The organism is Agrobacterium sp. SOY23 (assembly GCF_027212525.1).
In the GTDB taxonomy this organism is placed as follows: Bacteria; Pseudomonadota; Alphaproteobacteria; order Rhizobiales; family Rhizobiaceae; genus Agrobacterium; species Agrobacterium tumefaciens_I.
Map to the genome: position 1 here is coordinate 416,023 of NZ_JAPWDT010000005.1, position 22,771 is coordinate 438,793.

General features: G+C 61.8%; 20 protein-coding genes. 9 read left to right on the forward strand and 11 right to left on the reverse strand.

The features are described 5' to 3' along the window. Positions 1 to 124 precede the first annotated feature (124 nt). Positions 125 to 1,372, forward strand: coding sequence for an aromatic ring-hydroxylating oxygenase subunit alpha (locus O3S81_RS17100; RefSeq protein WP_269345042.1), 1,248 nt, complete (start codon positions 125 to 127; stop codon positions 1,370 to 1,372). A 4-nt stretch (positions 1,373 to 1,376) separates the two neighbouring features. After that, positions 1,377 to 2,444 (forward strand): hybrid-cluster NAD(P)-dependent oxidoreductase, encoded by a 1,068-nt coding sequence (locus O3S81_RS17105; protein ID WP_269345044.1) that lies wholly within the window; start codon positions 1,377 to 1,379, stop codon positions 2,442 to 2,444. Positions 2,445 to 2,489: 45 nt separating this feature from the next. Here O3S81_RS17105 and O3S81_RS17110 read toward each other — a convergent pair whose 3' ends face one another. The 11 genes from O3S81_RS17110 to O3S81_RS17160 all read right to left on the reverse strand — a co-directional run bounded on the left by O3S81_RS17110 (position 2,490) and on the right by O3S81_RS17160 (position 13,933). Next, positions 2,490 to 3,278 carry a pyrroline-5-carboxylate reductase family protein gene (locus tag O3S81_RS17110; RefSeq protein ID WP_269345045.1) on the reverse strand — a complete coding sequence of 263 codons (789 nt, stop codon included), beginning with the start codon at positions 3,276 to 3,278 and terminating at the stop codon, positions 2,490 to 2,492. A 14-nt stretch (positions 3,279 to 3,292) separates the two neighbouring features. Continuing rightward, positions 3,293 to 4,291 carry a 4-hydroxyproline epimerase gene (locus O3S81_RS17115; protein ID WP_269345047.1) on the reverse strand — a complete coding sequence of 333 codons (999 nt, stop codon included), beginning with the start codon at positions 4,289 to 4,291 and terminating at the stop codon, positions 3,293 to 3,295. 13 nt (positions 4,292 to 4,304) lie between these two features. Then, on the reverse strand, positions 4,305 to 5,168 hold the full coding sequence (locus tag O3S81_RS17120; RefSeq protein WP_269345049.1) for an ABC transporter permease: 864 nt from the start codon (positions 5,166 to 5,168) through the stop codon (positions 4,305 to 4,307). Further along, on the reverse strand, positions 5,165 to 6,013 hold the full coding sequence (locus tag O3S81_RS17125; protein WP_269345051.1) for an ABC transporter permease: 849 nt from the start codon (positions 6,011 to 6,013) through the stop codon (positions 5,165 to 5,167). Before O3S81_RS17125 ends, O3S81_RS17120 begins: the two co-directional genes overlap by 4 nt. Positions 6,014 to 6,026: 13 nt before the next feature. Then, positions 6,027 to 7,106, reverse strand: coding sequence for a quaternary amine ABC transporter ATP-binding protein (locus O3S81_RS17130; protein WP_442864939.1), 1,080 nt, complete (start codon positions 7,104 to 7,106; stop codon positions 6,027 to 6,029). A gap of 98 nt (positions 7,107 to 7,204) precedes the next feature. Next, complete coding sequence (locus O3S81_RS17135) at positions 7,205 to 8,056, reverse strand: glycine betaine ABC transporter substrate-binding protein (protein WP_269345055.1); 852 nt, start codon at positions 8,054 to 8,056, stop codon at positions 7,205 to 7,207. Positions 8,057 to 8,133: 77 nt separating this feature from the next. Beyond that, positions 8,134 to 9,480: an NAD(P)/FAD-dependent oxidoreductase gene (locus O3S81_RS17140; RefSeq protein WP_269345057.1), complete on the reverse strand. Its 1,347-nt coding sequence runs from the start codon at positions 9,478 to 9,480 to the stop codon at positions 8,134 to 8,136. Then, positions 9,477 to 10,994 carry an aldehyde dehydrogenase gene (locus tag O3S81_RS17145; RefSeq protein ID WP_269345059.1) on the reverse strand — a complete coding sequence of 506 codons (1,518 nt, stop codon included), beginning with the start codon at positions 10,992 to 10,994 and terminating at the stop codon, positions 9,477 to 9,479. Before O3S81_RS17145 ends, O3S81_RS17140 begins: the two co-directional genes overlap by 4 nt. After that, positions 10,987 to 11,898, reverse strand: coding sequence for a dihydrodipicolinate synthase family protein (locus tag O3S81_RS17150; RefSeq protein WP_269345061.1), 912 nt, complete (start codon positions 11,896 to 11,898; stop codon positions 10,987 to 10,989). Before O3S81_RS17150 ends, O3S81_RS17145 begins: the two co-directional genes overlap by 8 nt. Beyond that, positions 11,895 to 12,605 carry a GntR family transcriptional regulator gene (locus O3S81_RS17155; protein ID WP_269345063.1) on the reverse strand — a complete coding sequence of 237 codons (711 nt, stop codon included), beginning with the start codon at positions 12,603 to 12,605 and terminating at the stop codon, positions 11,895 to 11,897. The genes O3S81_RS17150 and O3S81_RS17155 overlap by 4 nt, the downstream gene beginning before the upstream one ends. A gap of 281 nt (positions 12,606 to 12,886) precedes the next feature. Further along, positions 12,887 to 13,933, reverse strand: coding sequence for a GlxA family transcriptional regulator (locus O3S81_RS17160; protein ID WP_269345064.1), 1,047 nt, complete (start codon positions 13,931 to 13,933; stop codon positions 12,887 to 12,889). A gap of 85 nt (positions 13,934 to 14,018) precedes the next feature. On the opposite strand from O3S81_RS17160, the gene O3S81_RS17165 reads away from it, so the two are divergent. The 7 genes from O3S81_RS17165 to purU are packed head-to-tail and all read left to right on the forward strand — an operon-like array spanning position 14,019 to position 22,748. After that, positions 14,019 to 15,272: a sarcosine oxidase subunit beta family protein gene (locus O3S81_RS17165; protein WP_269345065.1), complete on the forward strand. Its 1,254-nt coding sequence runs from the start codon at positions 14,019 to 14,021 to the stop codon at positions 15,270 to 15,272. A gap of 12 nt (positions 15,273 to 15,284) precedes the next feature. Continuing rightward, positions 15,285 to 15,605, forward strand: coding sequence for a sarcosine oxidase subunit delta (locus tag O3S81_RS17170; RefSeq protein WP_269345066.1), 321 nt, complete (start codon positions 15,285 to 15,287; stop codon positions 15,603 to 15,605). Further along, the gene (locus tag O3S81_RS17175) at positions 15,602 to 18,592 is read left to right on the forward strand and encodes a sarcosine oxidase subunit alpha (protein WP_269345067.1); all 2,991 of its coding nucleotides are present in this window, start codon (positions 15,602 to 15,604) and stop codon (positions 18,590 to 18,592) included. Before O3S81_RS17170 ends, O3S81_RS17175 begins: the two co-directional genes overlap by 4 nt. A gap of 13 nt (positions 18,593 to 18,605) precedes the next feature. Further along, complete coding sequence (locus tag O3S81_RS17180; protein ID WP_269345068.1) at positions 18,606 to 19,160, forward strand: sarcosine oxidase subunit gamma; 555 nt, start codon at positions 18,606 to 18,608, stop codon at positions 19,158 to 19,160. Positions 19,161 to 19,178: 18 nt separating this feature from the next. Further along, positions 19,179 to 20,447 carry a serine hydroxymethyltransferase gene (gene glyA / locus O3S81_RS17185; protein ID WP_269345069.1) on the forward strand — a complete coding sequence of 423 codons (1,269 nt, stop codon included), beginning with the start codon at positions 19,179 to 19,181 and terminating at the stop codon, positions 20,445 to 20,447. After that, on the forward strand, positions 20,448 to 21,842 hold the full coding sequence (locus tag O3S81_RS17190; RefSeq protein ID WP_269345071.1) for an L-serine ammonia-lyase: 1,395 nt from the start codon (positions 20,448 to 20,450) through the stop codon (positions 21,840 to 21,842). Between the two features lie 21 nt (positions 21,843 to 21,863). Further along, positions 21,864 to 22,748, forward strand: coding sequence for a formyltetrahydrofolate deformylase (gene purU / locus O3S81_RS17195; protein WP_269345072.1), 885 nt, complete (start codon positions 21,864 to 21,866; stop codon positions 22,746 to 22,748). Positions 22,749 to 22,771 lie beyond the last annotated feature (23 nt).

A 22,771-nucleotide genomic window follows, 5' to 3' on the forward strand; every position in this document is an offset into this window, starting at 1 on the left:
GAAGGGGTCTCCACATTATGAGTTTACTTAAACTAAATCAGCATGAAAATAATTGCTATTGTCAAAAACAGCGGTGAGGGGGATTTTTGCGGTCAGAACAAGGATAAACCGGGAACCTACCGCCATGAACGCACATATTTCCGCACAGGAACTGCTGGCACGCCGCAAGCCAGGCCATGCTCTGGAACAGCCCTTCTATACGTCGCAGTCGATCTACGATCTCGATCTCGAACATCTCTTCTACAAGGAGTGGCTGTTTGCCATTCCCGCCTGCCAGCTGGTGAAAACCGGCAGTTACGTCACGATGCGCGTCGGCGCCTACAACATCATCATCGTGAAAGCCCGCGATGGCGAAATCCGTGCCTTTCACAATTCCTGTCGTCATCGCGGCTCCATCGTCTGCAAGGCGCGTGAGGGGCAGGTGGCGAAACTGGTCTGTCCCTACCATCAATGGACCTATGAGCTGGACGGCAAACTTCTCTGGGCAAACGACATGGGCCCGGACTTCGACGCATCGTCCCACGGCTTGAAGCCGGTTAGCCTGCGTAACCTCGACGGGCTGATCTACATCTGTCTGTCCGACACGCCGCCGGCCTTCGAGCCCTTCGCCGAGTTGGCGCGCCCCTATCTGGCGGTCCATGATCTTTCCAACGCCAAGGTCGCTTACACCTCGACCATCGTCGAGAAAGGCAACTGGAAGCTCGTCTGGGAAAACAACCGCGAATGTTACCATTGCAGCAGCAACCATCCGGCGCTCTGCCGCTCCTTCCCGCTCGATCCGGAAGTGGCGGGCGTTTCGGCGGACGGTTCCATCTCGGCGCGGCTTCAGGCCCATTTCGACCGCTGCGAAGCCGCCGGCGCTCCGGCACAATTCCTCCTGGCCGGCGACGGCCAATATCGTCTGGCGCGGATGCCGCTCCAGGAAGGTGCGCTGAGCTACACCATGGATGGCAAGGCCGGCGTGGATAAGAAACTCGGCCGGGTCGCCGTGCCGGACGCCGGCTCGCTGCTGGTCTTCCACTATCCCTCGACCTGGAACCATTTCCTGCCCGACCATTCGCTGACCTTCCGCGTGGCGCCCATCAGCCCCACGGAAACCGAGGTCACCACCACCTGGCTCGTTCACAAGGACGCGGTCGAAGGCGTCGATTACGATCTGAAACGGCTGACGGAAGTCTGGATCGCCACGAATGACGAAGACCGCGAGATCGTCGAAACCAATCAGGAGGGAATTTTCTCCCCCGCCTACCGCCCCGGCCCCTATTCGCCGGCGCAGGAAAGCGGCGTCATCCAGTTCATCGACTGGTATGCCGGCTGGCTGGAACGCTCGCTGACGACATCTGAGATGGCGGCCCAGATAGCGGCGGAGTGAGGCGATGAACACCATCACAAGGCCCAGACTCGCCTTCTGGTCGGACACGGAAGAGCTGGAATGCGTCTCCTGTCTGCCGGAAGCGACGAACGTCATGACGTTCGGTTTCCAGTCTCCTTCCGGCGCTCTTTTCAGCTTCGATCCCGGCCAGTTCCTCACGCTGGAACTGCCGGTGCCGGGTGGAAACGTCTACCGCACCTATACGATCTCGTCCTCGCCGTCGCGGCCGACCTGCCTTACCGTCACCGTCAAGGCGCAGGCGGATTCCATCGGCACACGGTGGATGTTCAACAATCTGCGCCCGGGCGTTCGGCTGCGCGCCACGGGGCCGGCGGGCCGGTTCTCGATCATGCAGCATCCGGCGGAGAAATATCTGTTCATCTCGGCCGGATCGGGCATTACGCCGATGATGTCGATGACCACCCATCTTTACGATTCCGGCCGCGAATCGGATATTGTTTTCGTCAATTGTGCCCGGCGTCCTTCCGAGATCATCTTCCGGGAACGGCTCGAGCATATGGCCTCGCGCGTCAACGGCATCGATCTGAAATGGGTCGTCGAACAGACCGATCCTTTCAGGCCCTGGACGGGTTATCGCGGTTTCTTCAACCAGATCATGTTGGGCCTGATGGCGCAGGACTATCTGGAACGCGAGGTGTTCTGCTGCGGGCCTGAACCCTTCATGCGGGCGGTGCGCGAGGCTCTGGCCAGCCTCGGTTACGATATGGGCCGCTACCATCAGGAAAGCTTTCAGGCGGCCCCGCAGCAGGCCGAAGCGGTTCCGGCCGATGTCGTTCCAGATGAGGATAAAACGGCGGAGATCGAATTCAGCCTGTCGGACATTTCCACCCGTTGCGCCGAGACCGACACGATCCTCGCCGCCGCGCGGGCGGCAGGTCTGATGATCCCTTCGGGCTGCACCATGGGCCTGTGCGGCACCTGCAAGATCCGCAAGCTCGAAGGGCAGGTGCATATGGTGCATAATGGCGGCATTACCGACGAGGATATTGCCGACGATTATATTCTCGCCTGCTGTTCGAGGCCGATCGGCTCCGTGAAGCTTGAAATATAGGCGCAAAAGAGTGGCGTGCATTCGCAGGGGAAGCACGCCGCCCGATCATTGCACTGAAAGCGCCTTCGCTTTTCTGAAAGCCGCATCCAATCCCGCCTCGACCACGTTGGCGAAGCCCGCGCGGCGCATTGCGAGAATGCCGGCGGCCGTTGTTCCCTTGTAGTCGACAAATGACGTCACGGTTTCGTCGGGAGAAACGCCGTCCCGTTCCTGGAGCCGTCCCGCGCCGATGATGACCTGCTGTGCGGCGCGGCGAGCCACCGCCGGCGGTATGCCACGCGCGATCGCATCGTTCATCATCGCCTCCGCCAGCAATGCCGGGAATGCGGCTCCAGATCCGGACATGGCGGTGAAATAGTCGATATCCGTCTCGCGGTTGACGAGATCCACCTCGCCGCAACTGCGAAACAGCGTGCCGACAGTCTCTGCGTCACTGGTTTCGGACGACGCAACGAAGAAGGGCGTATAGGCAAAACCGACTTCCGCCGCCGCGTTCGGCAAAGCGCGCGCGACACGCGCGGAGCCGGTTCTTTCCCTGATATTGTCGACCGTCACGCCGGCCATTACCGAGACCACCAGCTTGTCGGTGAGGTCGATCTCGACCGCGCTCCAATCCTGCGGCCGAACCGAAAGGATGACGATGTCGGAATTCTCCGCCAGCTCGCAATTGTCCTGTGTCCAGCGGCAAGCCAGAGGCTCCGCCGGTTTGCTGCGCCGGTAGGAGCAGATCAGCCGCTCGGCGGATAGGGTGCCGGAGCGGACGAGTGCTTTTGCCATCGCCGTTCCCAGCCATCCAGCGCCTCCGACGATGCCGATGCGACCGATATCCACCATGATCGAAACACTCCTCAACCGATCTGAAATCCATGCGCCAGCGGGTCGCGATCATCCACGAATATGGTGTTGTGTCCAATGATCCGCGCCCAGCCGGAGACGCTCGGCATTATGGCTCTGAAGCTGCCGACTGCCGTCTCTTCCTCGATCCTGCCTTCGAAGATCGTGCCGATCAGGCTTTCCTGACGAAATCTTTCCCCGGCTTGCAGGCGGCCCTTGCCATGGAGTTGCGCCATGCGGGCCGAGGTGCCGGTGCCGCCGGGCGAGCGGTCGATGGCCTTTTCGCCGTAAAACACTGCGCCGCGCCCGTCCGCCTCGGCTGAAACCGGTTTGTCGCACCAGATGGCATGGTGCACGCCACTTATTCTCTCGTCCTCGGGATGCACCGGATTGCAGATTTGCGAAAGCGCGTCGCGCAGCTTGCGGCTGAGATCGACGATATCGCTGGCCGACATGCCATCGAGACCGGGCCAGGCGGCTTGCGGCTCGACCACCGCATAATAATTGCCGCCATAGGCGACATCGACCGTGAGCCTGCCGAGACCGGGAATTTCCACCTCCACATCGGCGGCATGAAGATAGCTGGCCACGTTGAACATGCGGACGGATTCGACGAAGTCTGCGGGCTTTTCGTATTGAATATCGACCTTTCCAGCGGGCGTCTCAATTGACAGCCTTCCCGGCACCTTAGGAATCACTAGGCCCTCCTCGATTGCCGCCGTCACAAGCCCGATTGTGCCGGCGCCGCACATGGGCAGGCATCCGCTGACCTCGATGAAGATCACCGCGAAATCGCAGTCCTGCCGATAGGCCGGATAGATGATCGCACCCGACATCACATCGTGGCCGCGCGGCTCGAACATCAGCGCCTGCCGTACCCAGTCGTGGTCGCGAACGAATATGTCGCGGCGCTCGGCGATCGGAAGATGCGGCAGCAGCGGCCCTCCGCCGGCGACGAGACGAACGGGATTCCCGCAGGTGTGGGAATCGATGCAGAAGAAGCTGTGGCGCATGGCTCTCTTTTCCTCAGTGCGCGCCGTTTCCTCCGGCCGATACCCTGCGGCCCTGTAGCGCGCTTCTGGACAGTCGGTCGAGGAAAATGGCGATGGCGACGATGGCAAGTCCGGCTCTCAGGCCCGGACCCATTTCCATGCGCGTCAAGCCGCGCGTGACTTCGGCGCCGAGCCCGCCGGCCCCGACAAGCCCGGCCAGCACGACCATGGCCAGGGACAGCAGAATGCACTGGTTGAGGCCGACCAGAAGCGTGGGCGTGGCGGATGGGATTTCGATCTTGAACAGGATGGATCGGGGCGAGGCGCCTGTTGCCTGTCCAAGTTCCAGAAGATCCTTCGGCACCTGGTTGAAGGCAAGCGTCGTGAGGCGCAGCATCGGCGGAACGCCATAGACGATCGTAGCGATGATCGCCGGGACACGGCCGAGGCTGAAGATCATCACGGCCGGGATCAGATAGACCCATGGCGGTACGGTCTGCATGATGTCGAGCACCGGGCGAATGAAGGTTTCGAACCTCTTGTAGCGCGACGCCAGAATGCCGAGCGGGAAGGCGACCGACACCGAAATGGCGACGGCCACGGTCACCAGAGAGAGCGTCTGCATCGATTCCGTCCACAAGCCGGCGAAGAAGCAGAAGGAGAGCGCAAGCACCGTTACGATCGCGGCCTTGAGGTTGATGGCGAAGAAGGCGAGCAAGGTCGCGACCGCAATCAGGGCAAAGGCGGGCGGATAAAGCAGCACGGCTTCGATCGCGCCGAGAACGCTCTCGATGAGGTTGGTCACGGCTGCGAAAAACGGGTGGAAATTGGTGTTCAGCCAGTCCACGGCGGGGGCGAGATAGGTGCCCGGAGAAAATCGGAGGAGATCGAAGTTCATCTTGCACCTGCCTTGACGCGGCTGGCCGCGCTTTGCGTGAGCCTGTCCAGCACCATGGTCAGAATGACGATGGCGATTGCAGCATTGATGGAGGTCGCGATATCCAGCGTGCGCACCGCCCCGTAGATCGTTTCGCCAAGCCCGCCGGAACCGACGATGCCGGCGATGACGACCATGCCGAAAGCCATCATCAGGCTCTGGTTGATGCCGGCCATGATGCTCGGAATGGCGAAGGGCAGGCGGATTTTCGTGAACATCTGCCAGGAGGTGAGACCGCTCGCGTGGCCGAGTTCGATGAATTCCCGCGGCGTCATGCGGATGCCGAGCGAGGTCAGCCGGATGGCGGGCGGCATGGCGACGATGAAGGTAGCGATGAGTGCCGTCGCCGGCCCATAGCCCAGAAGCGCGATTGCGGGCAGGAGATAGATATAGGGCGGCATGGTCTGGATCAGGTCGAGCACGGGTTCTAGTACCCGGTCGAGCGATTTGGCGAAGCCGGCAAGGATGCCGAGCGGAATGCCGACCAGCAAAGCGAGGATCGTCGCCGTGGCCACCAAGGCAAGCGTGCTCATGGTTTCGGTCCACAGCCCCATGGCGGCGCAGAACATCAGCGCGACGCCGGCAAGAATACCGGCCGCGAGGTTGATCAACCGCCAGCCGAGCAGGGCCGCGATGAGGGCGATGACGACGGGCGGGGCAAGCTGGAGCAGCCCGAGGATTCCGTCATAGCTGCCTTCAAGCAGCCTGCTGACGAAATCGAACAGCCCCTGACCGTTATCGCCGATCCAGCCGAGTGCATCCTCCGTGAAGCTATCGAAACGGTCCGTGATGATCGAGGTGTCCATTTTGAGCCTCCACCTATGCCGCCGCGAATTGTTCGTCGGGCGCGCCGGCCACGCCGCGTAAAAGGTCGCGGGCGGTGACGATGCCGATGACGGTGTCTTTCTCGAAGACGGCGACGGCGTCGTGGTCGGACCGCATCGTCAGATCGATCAGCCCGCCGATATCGGTCTCCGGCGAGGCGCGGAGCAGCGTGCCGATATCACACTGGGGCTGCGAGGCCACGAATTCGGCGACCGGCTGCATGACCGAATGGGCCTTCACCAGGTGAATCCGGGAGATGCCCGCCACGAAATCAGCGACATAATCGTCAGCAGGTTTGGTGACGATATCCTCGGCGGTGCCGACCTGCACGATGACGCCGTCCTTCATGATGGCGATGCGGTCGCCGATACGGATGGCTTCTTCGAGGTCATGGGTGATGAAGACGGCGGATTTGCCGAGCGATTTCGTCAGCTGCCGGAACTCGTCCTGCAATTGACGGCGGATGAGGGGATCGAGTGCGCTGAACGGCTCGTCCATAAGAATGATCTCGGGATCGGCCGCGAGCGCACGGGCAAGGCCGACGCGCTGCTGCATGCCACCGGACAATTCCGAGGGATAACGGGAGGTCCAGTCGGCCAGCCCTACTTTTTCAAGGGCTTCGCGCGCCACGCGATTGCGTTCGTCTTTCGCGACACCGCGTACCTCAAGGCTGAAACCGGCATTTTCGAGCACCGTCCGGTAGGGCAGCAGCGCCACGCTTTGAAAAACCATGGCGATGTTGCGGGCGCGCAATTCGCGCAATTCGGCGGCGTTCAGCCTGGCGATATCCTTGCCCTTCACCGTGATCTTGCCGACACTCGGTTCGATGAGGCGGTTGAGGAGCCGGATCAGGGTCGATTTGCCGCTGCCGGAAAGCCCCATGATGCAGAAGATTTCGCCGCGGCGAACCTGAAGGCTGGCGTCGGAGACGCCGACGACACAGTCGAAATCCTCCAGTATCTGCTTCTTTGACAATCCGCGCTCGGAGACGGCCTTGACGGCGGCCTGGGCCCGTGCGCCAAAAATTTTCCAGACGTTCTGGCAATCAACCAACACTTCGTTGGGTTCGTTCATCACAGCATTCATCGCGTTCCCCACGGGCCTGCTCGGGGCCGGCCTTCAACTTTTGGAAATCCGCGTGCGGGCCGGCTTTGCGGCCCGCACGTTCAGGGTCATTCGCTCTTGATGTTTTCCCAGCGCTTCAGAAGGTCGGCGTGGCTGTCGGTCCAGTCCTTGACCGCCTGATCCATCGTCTTGCCATCATTGACCGCAGCATTGATGGCGGTGATATCGGCAAGCGGCACATAAACGCTGGCGACCACTTCACGCGCATGCGGATATTTCTCGGAAAAGCCCTTCTGGCCGATCCAGTAATAGCCCTGCGGCGGCGGGAATACGGCCTTCGGATCCTTGAGGAACTTGACGTCGTAGCGCTGCATCATCCAGGAGGGTTCCCAGATCGTGACGGCGATCCATTCCTTGCGGTCGATTGCCGACTTGAGCGCCGCGGTCATTGCCGCCGTGCTGCCTTCGACGAGCTGCAGCTTCAGGCCGTAATCCTTCACGGCGTTGCTGGTGTCGCGCATCAGGCCGGAACCGGGTTCGATACCCACGATCTTGCCGCCGAACTTCTCGGCGTTGTCATTCAATTGGTCGAGGGAATCAACGGTGACATATTTCGGCACGGCGACGCCCTGGAAGAGGCCGTGCGACACGGGCGAAATTTTCTCGAGACGCCGCTTGTTCTTGTCCCAGTAATCCTGTGCGACATAATCGATCTGCGAGGCGAGCAGTTGAATATCGCCCTTGGTCAGCGCGGCATAGGCGATGCCCCATTCCGAGAACGGTACGACCTTGACGGTATAACCGGAATCCTCAAGCACTTTCTTGGTAATGCCGGTGATGGGTGTGAGATCCTCCCAGGACATCGTACCCATGGTAATGGTCTTTTCTTCCGCATGAGCGGAGAACGCCGTCATGCCGACCATCGCGACCGCGCAAAGCGCTTTCCATAAAGTCTTCATACTATTTCTCCTAGTTTTTGTTCCCATTCTTATCGAAGACCCGACACCGGCCCGGTCCTCCTATTGCGCGGGAGGGTTCATCCCTCGCGGCCTGCACGCAATTCCTGCAATCGGATCACCGAATTGATGCCGAGCCACGCAAACGGTTCCGGTGGCAGCCGGGTGGGCGCGGGATGATCCATGTATTCCTCAAGGTGCCGGGAGGCGTTGCCGGTCGCCAGTTCCGCCGCCATCATGCCGGCAAGCGTGCTTTTCACGGTGCCGAGCCCGTTCTCGCAGCAGGCGGAAAACAGCCCTTCCTCAATTTCGCCGAAGGCAGGCACGTGGTTGCGGCTGAGACAAAGCCTGCCGGCCCAACTATGTTCGAAACCGATATTGGTAAGGCCGGGAAAGCGGGCGTCGAGCGAGCGCCGATGCGCCTGCGCCATCTTCGCAAGCCACCGCTCGCTGATGCCGACCGTCGTCTCGTAGGTGTATTTCGTGCGGATCGCGATGCGTGACTGGCCGCCCGAGGTAATCTTGCGCACGGTCGCGCCCATCGCGTCGGCAGGCAGCAGCGCCCATCTGTCCTCGCCCGAGACACGGTGGCCGAAATCATCCGCCGCAAAGGGCGCGGTTATCGAGGCATAGGCGAAAATATGCATCAGCCGTCCGCCGAAATGGCCGAAATCGTCGATATGGCCGTTTACGCCGAGAATGACCTTTGGAGCGCTGACGCTGCCCTTTGGTGTCGTCGCCGTCCAGATGTGGTTTTCGTGTCCGAGCGCCGTGACCGGCGAATTTTCGAACAGGTCCACCTTCGGCGACAGGCCTGAGGCCAGTTCGCGAATATAGTCCGCCGGCTGGATCAGCACGGCTCCCGGCGTATAAAGCCCGCCGAGATAGTAGTCCGATCCGGTCAGTGCGCGCATTTCGGCGGCGTCGAGGAAACGGTGTTTTTCGCCGGTGTTTTTCAGCGACAGGCCGAAACTCTGGTTGAGTTTCAGCCCCCGGGCGGTGGCGGCGGCATTGATCTTTCCGGCCGGATCGAATGTCTGGCGCGACATTCCGTATTCCGCCGCTGCTTCGGTGGCGAATTTTATCGCCGACCGGTTCTGTTCCATCTCGAGTTTGGTGGCATCGGCCGCGCCGCTCGAATATTCACCGGAGGCGAGGTTATGCGGGACGTCGATCATGAAGCCGGAATTGCGGCCCGAGGTTCCTTTGCCCACCTCGCTCGCATCGAGCACGACGATCCTGTCGCCGGGACGAAGCTGCGTGAGGCGGCGGGCAGCGGAAAGACCCGCAAAACCCGCGCCGATGACCAGCCAGTCCGCCGTTACGTTGCCTTCCAGGCTGCGGACCGGGAAGGAACGTTTGCTGATCGCCTCCCAGCCCGAGATGCCGTTTTCGACCGGCAAACGTTTGACGGACCGGGTCGTCATCTGACCGTCTCGTCCACCGAACGATCCGATATGTCGATCCAGATCGTCTTGAGTTCGCAATAATTGTCATGCGCGAAAATCGACTTGTCGCGCCCGCCGAAACCGGATTCCTTGTAACCGCCGAAGGGCGTGGTGGCGTCACCCTCGCCGAAGCAGTTGACCGTCACGATGCCGGCGCGGATTTCGCGCGACAGCCGGATCGCTTTGCGCAGGCTTGCGGTATAGACGGAGGCGGCGAGGCCGTAATTGGTGTCATTCGCGAGACTGACTGCCTCGGCCAGCGTGTTGAAACTCGTCACCGACAGGATGGGCCCGAAGATTTCCTCCTGGAAGAGACGGCTCGCCGGCGTCACCTTGTCGACCACCGTGGGCTCGATGAAGATGCCCTTCTCGGTCTTGCCGCCGTGAACGATGGCAAGCTTTTCGGTCTTCACATCCTCGAGGAAGGAATGGACCTTGTCAAAATGGGCCTTGCTGACCAGCGCGCCGACGCGGTTTTCCGGGTCGAGCGGGTCGCCCATCTTCCATTCGCGCATATAGGCGCCGATCCGCTGAAGCAGTTCGTTCTTGATCTTCGCATCGACGATCAGCCGCGAGGAGGCCGAGCAATTCTCGCCCATGTTCCAGAAGGCGCCGTTGACAACCTGCTCGGCAACGAGATCGAGGTCTTCGGCGTCATCCAGCACCACCGCCGGGTTCTTGCCGCCGCATTCAAGCACGATGCGCTTGAGGTTGGAGTCGGCGGCGTAACGCAGGAACCGCCGTCCGGTCGGCGTCGAGCCGGTGAAGGCCACCATGTCGACATCCATATGCAGGCCGATCGGCTCGCCGACCTCCTTGCCGCCGCCGGTGACGACGTTGAAGACGCCGGCCGGAATGCCGGCCTCATGGGCGAGTTCGGCAACGCGCAAGGTCGTGAGCGTCGTTTCCGCCGCCGGCTTGACGATGACCGAGCAGCCGGAGGCAAGTGCCGGGCCGATCTTCCAGGCGAGCATCAGCAGCGGGAAGTTCCAGGGCAGCACGCAGCCGACGACGCCGACGGGTTCACGCACGATCATGGCAAGCGCATTGCCGCTGACCGGGGCCGCATTGTCGTAAAGCTTGTCGATCAGTTCGGCGTGCCAGCGAATGGTATGAATCGTATCGGGAATATCGACTGTCTGGCATTCGCGGACCGGCTTGCCGCTGTCGAGGCTTTCCATGACGGCTAGTTCGTGCCGGTTGGTTTCCAGAAGTTTTGCGAAGTCGAGCAGGATCGCCTTGCGGTCGGCCGGCGCAAGATTGCGCCAGCGGCCGTCGTCAAAAGCCTCCCGCGCCTTGGCGACGGCGAAATCCACGTCGCTTGCGTCACAGGCGGCGATTTCGGCGAGCGTCTCGCCGGTGGCGGGGTTGGTCGAGGTGAATGTCTTGCCCGATTTCGCCGGCACGAAAGCGCCGTCGATGAAGGCATTGGCGGGCAGTTGCAGATTGGCGGCGATCGCGCGGTATTCGGCGGCGGTCAAAGGTTCATGCATGATTGGCTCCCGACGTGATCTGGGCGACCGTGCGCTTCAAGGTGGCGACGACAGTCTGGAGGGTGCGTTTTTCCTCGGAATTGAGCGGACGCAGCGGAGCGCGGACGGGACCGGCCTTCAGGCCGATAATCTCGCAGCCGTGCTTGATGGACTGCACGAATTTTCCGCATTCGAGGAAATCCATCAGCGGCAGCATCGCGGTCATGATCGCGCGGCCCTTGTCGAAATTCTTTTCGAGAACACAGGCTTCGTAGAGCGCCACATGTTCGCGCGGCAGGAAATTCGAACCCGCGCAGACCCAGCTTCTTGCGCCCCAGGCGAAGAATTCCAGCGCCTGATCGTCCCAGCCGCAGGAAAGCGCAATGTGCGGAAACTTGCGGGCGAGCAGATGCAGATTGCCCATGTCGCCGGAGCTTTCCTTGATGGCGACGACGTTCTTGGATTTGCCGACGCGGGAGAAATAGTCCTCCCCCATCACCACGCCCATGCGCGCGGGATAATTGTAGAGCATGATCGGCAGGTTGGCGGCGCGGTCGACGGCAAGGGCATGGACCGCATTTTCGCGCTCCGTCGGCAGCGCATAGGGCGGCGAGGAGACGAGAATGGCGTCCGCCCCGATCTCCTTCGCGGCCTTGGCATAGTCGATGGAATCCTCGGTGCGCGTGGCGCCCGTGCCGACGATCAGCGGCAGGCGCGTGCCAATGACCTGCTTTGCGTAAGCGGCGAGATCGAAGCGCTCCTGCGCTGTCTGCGCGTAATATTCGCCCGTGGAACCGCCGACGATAATGCCGTGGACGCGGGCTTCGATCAGCTGTTCCAGAACGGCTGCGAAACCGTCACGGTCGATCTGCCCATCGGGCCCGAGCGGCGTGATTGCCGGAGTGTATATGCCTTCGAACTTCAAGACGATTTCTCCATCGCTGCGACGGGCACCTCGACGAGGGCATCCGCCTTCATTCCCTGCGGTGCGATGAACATTTCCATGTTCTCGCGCGACAATTCCCAATGTTCGAAGACCAGATCGACGACGGCGTCCTCGTCATGCTTTTCAATCGCGGCGATGAAGCCGTCATGGTGCTCGACGGCGAGCTTCAGGCGCTCGCGCATGTCGTCATTGCGTGGCCGGTAGAAGGTGTGGCCGATGCGGGCGTGATCGATCAGCAGCCGGCCGAGGCTCGCCTGCAGGTAGACATTTCCGGACATGTCGCCGATCAGTGCGTGGAAATGGTTGTTTTCCACCACCATGGCCGGCGCATCGCCCGTCAGGCTTGCCGTGCGGAACCGCTCCTGTGTGTCCCGCAATTCGCCAAGCTGTTTCGGCCGGAAATTCTGCACGGCGAGGCGGCCGATCGCGGCATAGATCATCGGCGCGACCAGAAAGAAGTGCCGCAGCGTCTGGTGATTCATCGGAATGACGCGGGCGCCGCGATTGGCGCGGATATCGATATAACCTTCGCCCTCGAGCCGGCGGAAAATTTCCCGGACAGGCGTGCGCGAAAGACCATAGCGCAGGCCGAGGCTCACTTCGTCCAGATCCTGGTCGGGGTCGAGTTCCATCGTCAGAATCTGATGCTTGATATCTTCGTACAAGCCGTTCTTGCCGTTTTTCATCCAAACCTCCTGCCCAACCGGTGTGAGCTCATTCCATTTCTGTCGACGGTGAAAAACTGACACGGGTCGCAGGGCGAGTCAATGAAATTGTATAATTTCGTTATACATTGCTTATAAGGAAATAATTCAATGTGATGATTTCATACGTTCGCGAATGAGCAATGGTTTGAAAACGCTTATCTTTATGGATTCTGGCTATTCGCGTGCGGCTGGCGAAATCCGCCTCGTTTCAGCAACGGGCAGGGTGCGGAAGCTGAGCAGTACCGATGATCGGGGGATGTTCAGGATTGCGGAAGCAGTACGCCGACGGCGAATTCCTCGTCGGTTGTCGTGTGTCCGGCCTGCGTCTTGCGATATTCGCTGGGGGTAAAGCCGCGCTCGGTCCGCAGGGTGCGGGAGAGGTGCGGGGCGTCGCAAAAGCCGGTGGCAAGCGCGATCTGGGTGATCGGGTCATGCGTCGTGCGCAGAAGTGACAGGGCGCGGTCCAGCCGGAGCTCGAGATAGACCTTGGACGGTGTCGCCTTCAGGTCGTTGAGGAAGCGCCGTTCGAGGCTGCGGCGGCCAAGGCCGAGGTCGTGGGCCAGTTCCAGCACCGTTCTCGGCACCTCGATATTCTGCTGCATCCGCAGGATCGCCTTCTTGACCAGGGGATCATTGGCCTTGCGAGCGCTCTGCTGGCCCGGCTGGGGCTTTTCGCCGCTCAGCGCGCTGTCGATCATCATGATGTTGAGACTTTTGATGGCAGCGGACTGGCCGACATGGCGCTCGACGAGAAAGGCGGCCAGATGCGCGGCGCCGTGGCCGCCGGAACAGGTCAACCGGTCGCGGTCGATGACGAAGATCTGGTCGGAGACCATTTGCACCGTGTCGAACCGGTCGAGAAAATCCTGACGGTGGAACCAGCTCACGCAACAGCGATAGCCGTCGAGCAGGCCCGCTTCGTGCAGGATGAAGACGCCGGTGCAGAGCCCGACAATCGGAACTCCCGCCGCCGCGCGATCCTTCAGGAAGCGCAGTGCCTCCGGCGGCAGGGCGCTGTGGTCGCTGATCAAGCCGCCGACAACGACGATATAGTCGTAGTGCCCGGCATCCATCAGCCGCGTATCCGGCTGCACCTTCACGCCGCAGCTGGACTGCACGCTGCCGAGCGTTGCCGAGAGCACCGACCATTCGCACAGGATCGGCCGGGAGCGGTCGGCCTCGTCGGCGGCAAGACGCAGCACATCGACGAAATTCGCGAAGGCCGACAGCGTGAAGCGATCGGCCAGCAGGAAGGCGACGCTGAGGCGTTTTCTGGTTCGATGTGAGGTCATGGCGCAAATATTCATGCAAACAGACGCGATTGTCCAGCCGGGGTGTAACAAATGCTCCTAGCTTTTATGACACGAGATTTTCCAACCATCGGGTCCCGCTATGACGCGTTTTAATGCCTTCAATCTTTTGCGGAATGCCCTGACCGGCCACAAGAACTGGGACGAGCAATGGCCCGACAGCCAGCCGAAAGCCGAATATGACGTGGTCATCGTCGGCGCCGGCGGCCATGGTCTGGGTGCCGCCTATTATCTGGCCAGCCAGCACGGCATCACCAATGTCGCCGTCATCGACAAGGGCTGGCTCGGCGGCGGCAACACCGGCCGCAACACGACGATCATCCGTTCCAACTATCTCTATGACGAGAGCGCCCATCTTTACGATCACGCGGTCGATCTGTGGGAGAACCTGAGCCAGGAACTGAACTACAACGTCATGTATTCCCGGCGCGGCGTGCTGATGCTGGCCCATAATGTGCACGACGTTCAGAGCTTCAAGCGCCATATCCATTCCAACCGCTTGAACGGCGTCGACAATCGCTGGCTCACCCCGGAAGAATGCAAGGAATATTGCCCGCCCCTGAACCTTTCGCCGAATGCCCGTTACCCTGTCATGGGCGGCGCATTGCAGGAGCGTGCGGGTACGGCACGCCACGATGCGGTTGCCTGGGGTTATGCACGTGGTGCCGCTGCCCGTGGCGTCGATATCATCCAGAACTGCCCGGTCACCGCCATTCGCCGTAACGCCGATGGCTCCGTTGCCGGCGTGGAAACGGCGCGCGGCTTCATCAAGGCGAAGAAGGTCGCGGTCTCGGCCGCTGGCCACACATCGGTCGTCATGGATACGGCCGGCGTCCGCCTGCCGCTCGAAAGTTATCCGTTGCAGGCGCTGGTGTCGGAGCCGATCAAGCCGATCTTCCCCTGCGTGGTCATGTCCAATGCGGTCCACGCCTATATCAGCCAGTCCGACAAGGGCGAACTGGTCATCGGTTCGGGCACGGACCAGTACACTTCCTATTCGCAGCGCGGCGGCCTGCCGCTCATCGAACATACGATTGCGGCCATCGTCGAAATCTTCCCGATCTTCAACCGCATGCGCATGCTGCGTAAATGGGGCGGTATCGTTGATGTCACGCCGGATCGCTCGGCCATTCTCGGGAAGACACCGGTCGACGGGCTCTACGTCAATTGCGGCTGGGGCACGGGTGGCTTCAAGGCCACGCCGGGCGCTGCCCACACCTTCGCCTGGACCATCGCCAAAAACGAACCGCACCCGATCAACGCGCCGTTCACGCTGGAACGCTTCCGCTCCGGCCGCCTGATCGACGAGGCCGCCGCCGCAGCCGTGGCGCATTGAGGAGCTGACCCCATGCTTTTGATCCGCTGCCCCTATTGCAACGAAACGCTGCCCGAAGCCGAATTCACCTATGCCGGGCAGGCCCATATCGTGCGCGCCGCCGACCCTTCGTCGCAGACCGACGAACAATGGGAGGAATTCCTGTTCATCCGCGAAAACGTTAAAGGTCCGCATTTCGAGCGCTGGCGGCACATGCATGGTTGCGGCCGCTTCTTCAACGCCGTGCGCGACACGGTGAGCGACCGTTTTCTCACGACCTATCGCGCGGGTGAGCCGCGCCCTGAACTGTCTTCCCTGACACACGCACCAGCAAGCTCCGAGGTGTCGAAATGAACTCCTATCGCGTTTCCGGCCGTGGCCGGGTGGATGCTGCCCGTTCCGTGAGCTTCACCTTCGACGGCAAGACCTATCGCGGCGTCAAGGGTGACACCGTTGCTTCCGCGCTTCTTGCCAATGGCGTGCATCTGATGGGCCGCTCGTTCAAGTACCACCGCCCGCGCGGCCCGGTGGCGGCGGGTTCCGAGGAGCCGAATGCGCTGATCGGCACCCGCCGTGGCGCCGGCCGGTTCGAGCCGAATACCCGCGCCACGGTGCAGGAAATCTGGAACGGGCTGGAAACCACCTCGCAGAACAAATATCCGAGCCTGAAATTCGATATCGGCGCTGTCAACGACATGGCCTATATGCTGTTTTCGGCCGGCTTCTACTACAAGACCTTCATGTGGCCGAAGAGCTTCTGGAACAAGGTCTATGAGCCCTTCATCCGCGCGGCCGCGGGTCTCGGCGTTTCTCCCAAGGAGGAAGACCCGGACACCTATGCTTCGCGTAACCTGCATTGCGATGTGCTGATCGTCGGCGCCGGTCCTGCGGGTCTCGCAGCCGCGCGTGCGGCGGCGGTCGATGGTCTGAAGGTCGTGCTGGTCGATGAAAATGCAGAAGCCGGCGGCACGCTGCTGTCGGAACCGCAGGCGAAGATTGATGGCAAGCCCGCCTGGACCTGGCTGGTGGATGAATTGAAGGCCCTGAAGGATCAGGGCGTCAAGGTAATGACCCGCACGACGGCGATTGCCTATTACCACCAGAACATGATCGGCCTTTGCGAAAAGCTGACCGACCATCTTGAAACCGTACCGAAGGATACGCCGCGCGAACGCCTGTGGCGGGTTCGGGCACGTCAGGTGGTGCTGGCGCAGGGCGCGCTGGAAAAGCCGCTGGTCTTCCACGGCAATGACCGGCCGGGCGTGATGCTCGCAGGAGCGGCCCAGACCTATCTCAACCGTTACGGCGTCAAGGTCGGCAACCGGCCGGTGGTGGTGACGAGCCATGACAGTGCCTGGTATGCCGCTTTCGATCTTCACGGTGCCGGCGCGCGCGTTCAGGCCATCGTCGATACCCGTGCCAGGGTGCGCGAGGAGCTGGTGAACGAGGCGCGTGCGCTCGGCATTCCGGTCAAGCTGTCGCATACGGTCACGGCGACGTCGGGGCGGCTGCGCGTCAAGTCTGTCCGCGTCAATCAGGTGAATGGTTCGACAGTCGCTGCGGGACGGGAGATCGCCTGCGACGCGGTGCTGATGTCGGGCGGCTGGACGCCGTCGCTGCATCTCTTCTCCCACACGCAGGGCAAGCTTGCCTGGGACGATGAGCGGACCACCTTCCTGCCTGCCATGACCAACGAGGACTGTGTGATTGCAGGCGCCGGGCGCGGGCTCTGGGGCATTGAGGCCGCGCTGAAGGACGGCGCGGAGCGGGGTCGTGAAGTCGTCGCCGCACTCGGCAAGGCTGCCAATGCTTCCAGCCATACGGTGGATCATGATCGCATCGGCACTGGTGTCTCGCATACGGAGCTGCCGAGCGACCGCGACGCCGGCAAGGCCAAGGCTTTCGTCGACTACCAGAATGATGTCACCGCCAAGGATTTGAGGCTCGCCGTGCGCGAGGGCATGCGCTCCATTGAGCACGTCAAGCGTTATACGACCAACGGCATGGCCACCGATCAGGGCAAGATGTCCAACATCAACGGCCTGAACATCGCGGCGGAAGCGCTCGGCAAGCGCCAGCCGCAGGTGGGGCTGACCACCTTCCGCCCGCCTTATACGCCGACGACCTTCGGCGCTTTTGCCGGTTATCACCGTGGCGCGCATTTCGAAGTGACGCGCAAGACCCAGATCGACGCGTGGGCCGAGGCTCATGGCGCGGTTTATGAGCCGGTCGGGCAATGGCGTCGTGCCTGGTATTTCCCGAAGCCGGGCGAAGACATGGATGCGGCGGTTGGCCGCGAATGCCGCGCGGTGCGCCAGAGTGTCGGCATTTTTGACGCCTCGACGCTCGGCAAGATCGAAGTGGTCGGTCCGGATGCGGTTGAGTTCATGAACCGCATGTATACCAATCCCTGGACAAAGCTGGCAGCCGGCCGCTGCCGTTATGGCCTGCTGCTTGGCGATGACGGCTTCATCCGTGATGACGGCGTCATCGGCCGCATGACCGAGGATCGTTTCCACGTCACCACCACGACAGGCGGCGCGGCTCGTGTGCTGAACATGATGGAGGATTACCTCCAGACCGAATGGCCCGATCTCAATGTGTGGCTGACCTCGACCACCGAACAATGGTCGACCATTGCGCTCAACGGTCCGAATGCGGCAAAGCTGCTCGCGCCACTTGTCGAAGGCGTCGAGCTGACGGAAGAGGCCTTCCCGCATATGTCCTGCGTGGAATGCACGGTCGCCGGCATGCCGGCGCGGCTGTTCCGCGTCAGCTTCACCGGTGAGATCGGCTTTGAGGTCAATGTGCCCGCGCCGCTCGGCCGCAAGCTCTGGGAAATCCTGTGGGAAGCCGGCCAGCAATATGGCATCACGCCCTATGGCACCGAAACCATGCATGTGCTGCGTGCCGAAAAAGGCTACATCATCGTCGGTCAGGACACGGACGGCACGGTCACGCCCTATGATGCTGCGATGGGCTGGGCCGTGGGCAAGAACAAACCCGATTTTGTCGGCAAGCGCGGCCTTGCCCGCCCCGATCTCGTCGCCAAGGGCCGTCGCCACCTCGTCGGTCTTCTCACCGAAGACCGTTCGAAGCTGGAAGAGGGCGCACAGATCGTCTTCGATGCGAAACAGCCGATCCCGATGAAAATGGTGGGACATGTGACCTCCTCCTATCATTCGGATGCGGCCGGCCAGCCGATTGCGCTGGCGCTGGTGGAAGGCGGGCATGAGCGGATGGGCGAAACCGTCTATATTCCGATGCTGGACCGCACCATTGCCGCGAAAATCACCGGGATGGTCTTTGTCGATCCTGAAAATACCCGCCTGAAAATCTGACCCGGAGATGACAATGAACATGCGCGTTTCCTCCCCCGTTGCCGGCACGCTGGCCGAGAGCAAAGCAGCCCGGGTCACCATTCTGCCGACACAGGCGCGGCTGTCGCTGCGCGCACGCGGCGATCTGGCGGCGCTCAACGCCGCCCTTGGTCTCACCTTGCCCGACCGCATCGGTGCCCGCGCCGCTTCCGGTGAAACCGAGGTGCTGCGGCTCGGTCCCGATGAGTGGACCATCCTTACTCCAGTTGGCGAGATCGACCGGCTGATCGCCGCCTGCGCGGGCGTTTATGCGAGCCATCCGCATAGCCTCGTCGATATTTCCGGACGCGAGGTGACACTTCTGATCGAAGGCCCGCAGGCCGCCGAACTGCTGACGCTTGGCTGCGCCCGCGACATCGACACCATTGCGGTGGGCGAGGGGCGCCGGACGATTTTTGACGGCGTCAGCGTCGTGCTCTGGCGCGATGCGGAAAACCGTTTCCGCATGGATATCTGGAACAGTTTCGTATCGCATCTTGGCCATCTGCTTGAAACCGGCTGCAAGGAACTTGCGGCGGACATCGCCTGATTCTCAGAGGAGAAAACAATGCTCAACCGTCTGTCACACAATACCGTCTCGGACACGGTGATCGCCGACGCCATCGCCGAGGAACTCGATCGCCAGAAGACGCAGATCGAGCTGATCGCCTCGGAAAACATCGTTTCCGCCGATGTTCTGGCGGCACAGGGCTCGGTGCTGACCAACAAATATGCCGAAGGCTATCCCGGCAAGCGCTATTACGGCGGCTGCGAATTCGTCGACAAGGTCGAACAGGTCGCCATCGACCGGCTGAAGCAGCTTTTCGGCGCGGAATTTGCCAATGTGCAGCCGCATTCCGGCGCGCAGGCCAATCAGGCAGTGTTTCTGGCGCTGCTGCAGCCGGGCGACCGGATCATGGGCATGTCGCTTGCCCATGGCGGCCATCTGACACACGGTTCGCCGGTCACGATGTCGGGCAAATGGTTCGACGTCGTTTCTTATGAGGTCGATGCCGATACGCACCTGATCGACATGAAAAAGGTGCGCGCACGGGCGCTGGAAACGAAGCCGAAGCTGATCGTCGCGGGCGCATCGGCCTATCCGCGCCAGATCGATTTTGCCGGTTTCCGTGAGATCGCCGATGAAGTCGGTGCCTATCTGATGGTTGACATGGCCCATTATGCCGGCCTGATTGCCGGCGGCAAATATCCGAACCCGGTGCCGCATGCCCATGTCGTCACCTCGACCACCCACAAGACGCTGCGCGGCCCACGCGGCGGCGTGATCCTCACCAACGATGCCGATCTCGCCAAGAAGCTGAACTCGGCCGTCTTCCCCGGCAACCAGGGCGGCCCGCTGATGCATGTCATCGCCGCGAAGGCCGTGGCTTTCGGCGAGGCGCTGCGCCCGGAATTTTCCGATTACGCCGGTCAGGTCATCGCCAATGCACAGGCACTGGCGAAAGTGCTGACGGAAGGTGGTCTCGGCATCGTCTCGGGCGGAACCGACAGCCATATGGTGCTGGTCGATCTGCGCCCGAAAGGCGTGACCGGCAAGATTGCCGAAATCGCCCTGGAACGGGCGGGTCTCACCTGCAACAAGAACGCCATTCCCAATGACCCGGAAAAGCCCTTCGTCACCTCGGGTATTCGGCTCGGCAGCTCGGCCGGCACCACGCGCGGTTTCGGCGTCGCCGAATTCGAGCAGATCGGCGCGCTGATCCTGCGCGTCATCGATGCGCTTTCGGTGAATGCCGAAGGCGACAGCGCCGTGGAGGCCGAGGTGCGGGCGCAGGTTGCCGCACTTTGCGACGCCTTCCCGATCTACGGTTCGTAAATGTTCCTGTCGGTCTTCGATATATTCAAGATCGGCATCGGCCCATCGTCCTCTCATACGATGGGGCCCATGGTCGCGGCCGCGCGGTTTCTTGACGATCTGCGCGGCGGCGACAAGATCCCGGGGGCGGGAGACCTGTTCGGTCTGCGGGCGAGCCTGCACGGTTCGCTCGCCTTCACCGGCAAGGGCCATGCGACGGATCGCGCCGTCATCCTCGGCCTGTGTGGTTTGAAGCCGGATACGCTCGATCCCGACCGCGTTGAAGAGATCGAGGCGGAGGTGCGCAGCACCGGTTTCGTCCGGCCCGAGGGGCTGCCGGCGCTACGGTTCGATCCCGACAAGGATCTGGTCTTCGATTATGGCCCGCCGCTTCCCGGCCATGCCAACGGGCTGATCCTCAGCGCCTGCGACCGCCAGGGGAACACCTATCACCGGGAGGTTTATTATTCGATCGGCGGCGGCTTCGTCGTCACCGAAACCGAGCTGCAAAGGTCGGCCGGGGGAGCGGGTGCCGGCAAGCAGCATCCGGTGCCTTATCCCTTCAGCACGGCGGCGGAAATGCTGCGCATGGGCCGCGCATCCGGCAAGACCATCGCCCAGATGAAGCGGGCGAATGAGGAGGTTGTTTACGGATCGGAACTGAATGCGCGGCTGGACCGTGTCTGGGAGGTCATGGAAAGCTGCATCGAGCGCGGCTTGACGCAGGAGGGCATTTTGCCCGGCGGACTGAAGGTGAAACGCCGGGCCAAGGCGATCCACGCGCAACTGCAATCGGAACGCGGGCTCAATCTTACCCAGCCGCATCAGGCCAATGACTGGATGAGCGTCTACGCCATGGCGGTGAATGAAGAAAACGCCGCCGGTGGCCGCGTGGTCACCTCACCCACCAATGGCGCGGCGGGCGTGGTGCCGGCGGTGGCACGCTATTATCTCGACCATTGCGTTGGTGCACACCGGGAAGGCATTCGCGATCTTCTGCTTGTGGCGGCGGCAATCGGCGGTCTGATCAAGCACAATGCCTCGATCTCGGGGGCGGAAGTTGGCTGCCAGGGTGAAGTCGGTTCGGCGGCGGCCATGGCGGCGGCTGGGCTTTGCGCGGTTCTGGGCGGCAGCAACGCGCAGGTGGAAAATGCCGCCGAAATCGCGCTGGAGCATCATCTCGGCATGACCTGCGATCCGGCGGCGGGGCTGGTTCAGGTTCCCTGCATCGAACGCAACGCGCTCGGTGCGATCAAGGCCGTCTCTGCGGCCAGCCTTTCGCTGCGCAGCGACGGCACCCATTTCATGCCGCTCGACAATTGCATCACCGTGATGCGCGAGACCGGCCGCGACATGCATGTGAAATACAAGGAAACCTCGCAGGGCGGCATCGCCGTCAATCTGCCCGAGTGCTGATCCATCAAGGGGGAGCAGGATTTGACCACCTATATCATGAAAGTCGCGTGCCCGGCGCGTAGCGGCATCGTCGCCGCCGTATCCGGTTATCTTGCCCGGTCCGGCTGCAACATCAACGACAGTTCGCAATTCACAGACCAGGAGACGGGCCGCTTCTTCATGCGGTTGAGCTTCGTTTCCGAGCAGGGGGCGGGCCGTGATGCGCTGCGTGACGGGTTTGGTCCCGTCGCGGCCGATTTCGATATGGAATATGACATTCACGACCTTTCGCGAAAGACGAAGGTCGTGATCATGGTCTCGCGCTTCGGCCATTGCCTGAACGATCTGCTCTATCGCTCCCGCATCGGCGCGTTGCCGGTCGAGATCGTCGCGGTGATCTCCAATCACCTCGATTACCAGAAGCAGGTGGTGAATGAGGATATTCCCTTTCACCACATCCGCGTCACGCCGGAAACGAAGCCCGAGGCGGAAGCCGCGATCCTGCAGGTGGTGCAGGATAACGGGGCGGAACTCGTCGTGCTAGCGCGCTACATGCAGGTCCTGTCGGACCGTCTGTGTCAGGAAATGTCGGGCCGCATCATCAACATCCACCATTCCTTCCTGCCGTCTTTCAAGGGTGCAAATCCCTATAAGCAGGCCTATGAACGTGGCGTACGGCTGATCGGGGCGACCGCTCATTACGTCACCGCCGATCTCGATGAAGGGCCGATCATCGAGCAGGATACGATCCGCGTGACCCACGCCCAGAGCGCGATGGATTATGTGAGCCTGGGGCGGGACGTGGAAAGCCAGGTTCTGGCCCGCGCCATCCACGCCCATATTCACCACCGGGTCTTCCTGAACGGAAACAAGACGGTCGTCTTCCCCGCATCGCCCGGAGAGCATGTCTCCGAGCGCATGGGCTGACGTGACCGCCAGCGATTAACGGC

Coding starts and splice junctions, on each gene's coding strand:
- O3S81_RS17140 (WP_269345057.1), bottom strand. CDS start 9,480: ATGACGACCCGGTCCGTCAAACGTTTGCCGGTCGAAAACGGCATCTCG.
- O3S81_RS17105 (WP_269345044.1), top strand. CDS start 1,377: ATGAACACCATCACAAGGCCCAGACTCGCCTTCTGGTCGGACACGGAA.
- O3S81_RS17165 (WP_269345065.1), top strand. CDS start 14,019: ATGACGCGTTTTAATGCCTTCAATCTTTTGCGGAATGCCCTGACCGGC.
- O3S81_RS17130 (WP_442864939.1), bottom strand. CDS start 7,106: ATGAACGAACCCAACGAAGTGTTGGTTGATTGCCAGAACGTCTGGAAA.
- O3S81_RS17110 (WP_269345045.1), bottom strand. CDS start 3,278: ATGGTGGATATCGGTCGCATCGGCATCGTCGGAGGCGCTGGATGGCTG.
- glyA (WP_269345069.1), top strand. CDS start 19,179: ATGCTCAACCGTCTGTCACACAATACCGTCTCGGACACGGTGATCGCC.
- O3S81_RS17125 (WP_269345051.1), bottom strand. CDS start 6,013: ATGGACACCTCGATCATCACGGACCGTTTCGATAGCTTCACGGAGGAT.
- O3S81_RS17170 (WP_269345066.1), top strand. CDS start 15,285: ATGCTTTTGATCCGCTGCCCCTATTGCAACGAAACGCTGCCCGAAGCC.
- O3S81_RS17145 (WP_269345059.1), bottom strand. CDS start 10,994: ATGCATGAACCTTTGACCGCCGCCGAATACCGCGCGATCGCCGCCAAT.
- O3S81_RS17160 (WP_269345064.1), bottom strand. CDS start 13,933: ATGAATATTTGCGCCATGACCTCACATCGAACCAGAAAACGCCTCAGC.
- O3S81_RS17120 (WP_269345049.1), bottom strand. CDS start 5,168: ATGAACTTCGATCTCCTCCGATTTTCTCCGGGCACCTATCTCGCCCCC.
- O3S81_RS17155 (WP_269345063.1), bottom strand. CDS start 12,605: ATGAAAAACGGCAAGAACGGCTTGTACGAAGATATCAAGCATCAGATT.
- O3S81_RS17190 (WP_269345071.1), top strand. CDS start 20,448: ATGTTCCTGTCGGTCTTCGATATATTCAAGATCGGCATCGGCCCATCG.
- O3S81_RS17100 (WP_269345042.1), top strand. CDS start 125: ATGAACGCACATATTTCCGCACAGGAACTGCTGGCACGCCGCAAGCCA.
- O3S81_RS17115 (WP_269345047.1), bottom strand. CDS start 4,291: ATGCGCCACAGCTTCTTCTGCATCGATTCCCACACCTGCGGGAATCCC.
- O3S81_RS17175 (WP_269345067.1), top strand. CDS start 15,602: ATGAACTCCTATCGCGTTTCCGGCCGTGGCCGGGTGGATGCTGCCCGT.
- O3S81_RS17180 (WP_269345068.1), top strand. CDS start 18,606: ATGAACATGCGCGTTTCCTCCCCCGTTGCCGGCACGCTGGCCGAGAGC.
- O3S81_RS17135 (WP_269345055.1), bottom strand. CDS start 8,056: ATGAAGACTTTATGGAAAGCGCTTTGCGCGGTCGCGATGGTCGGCATG.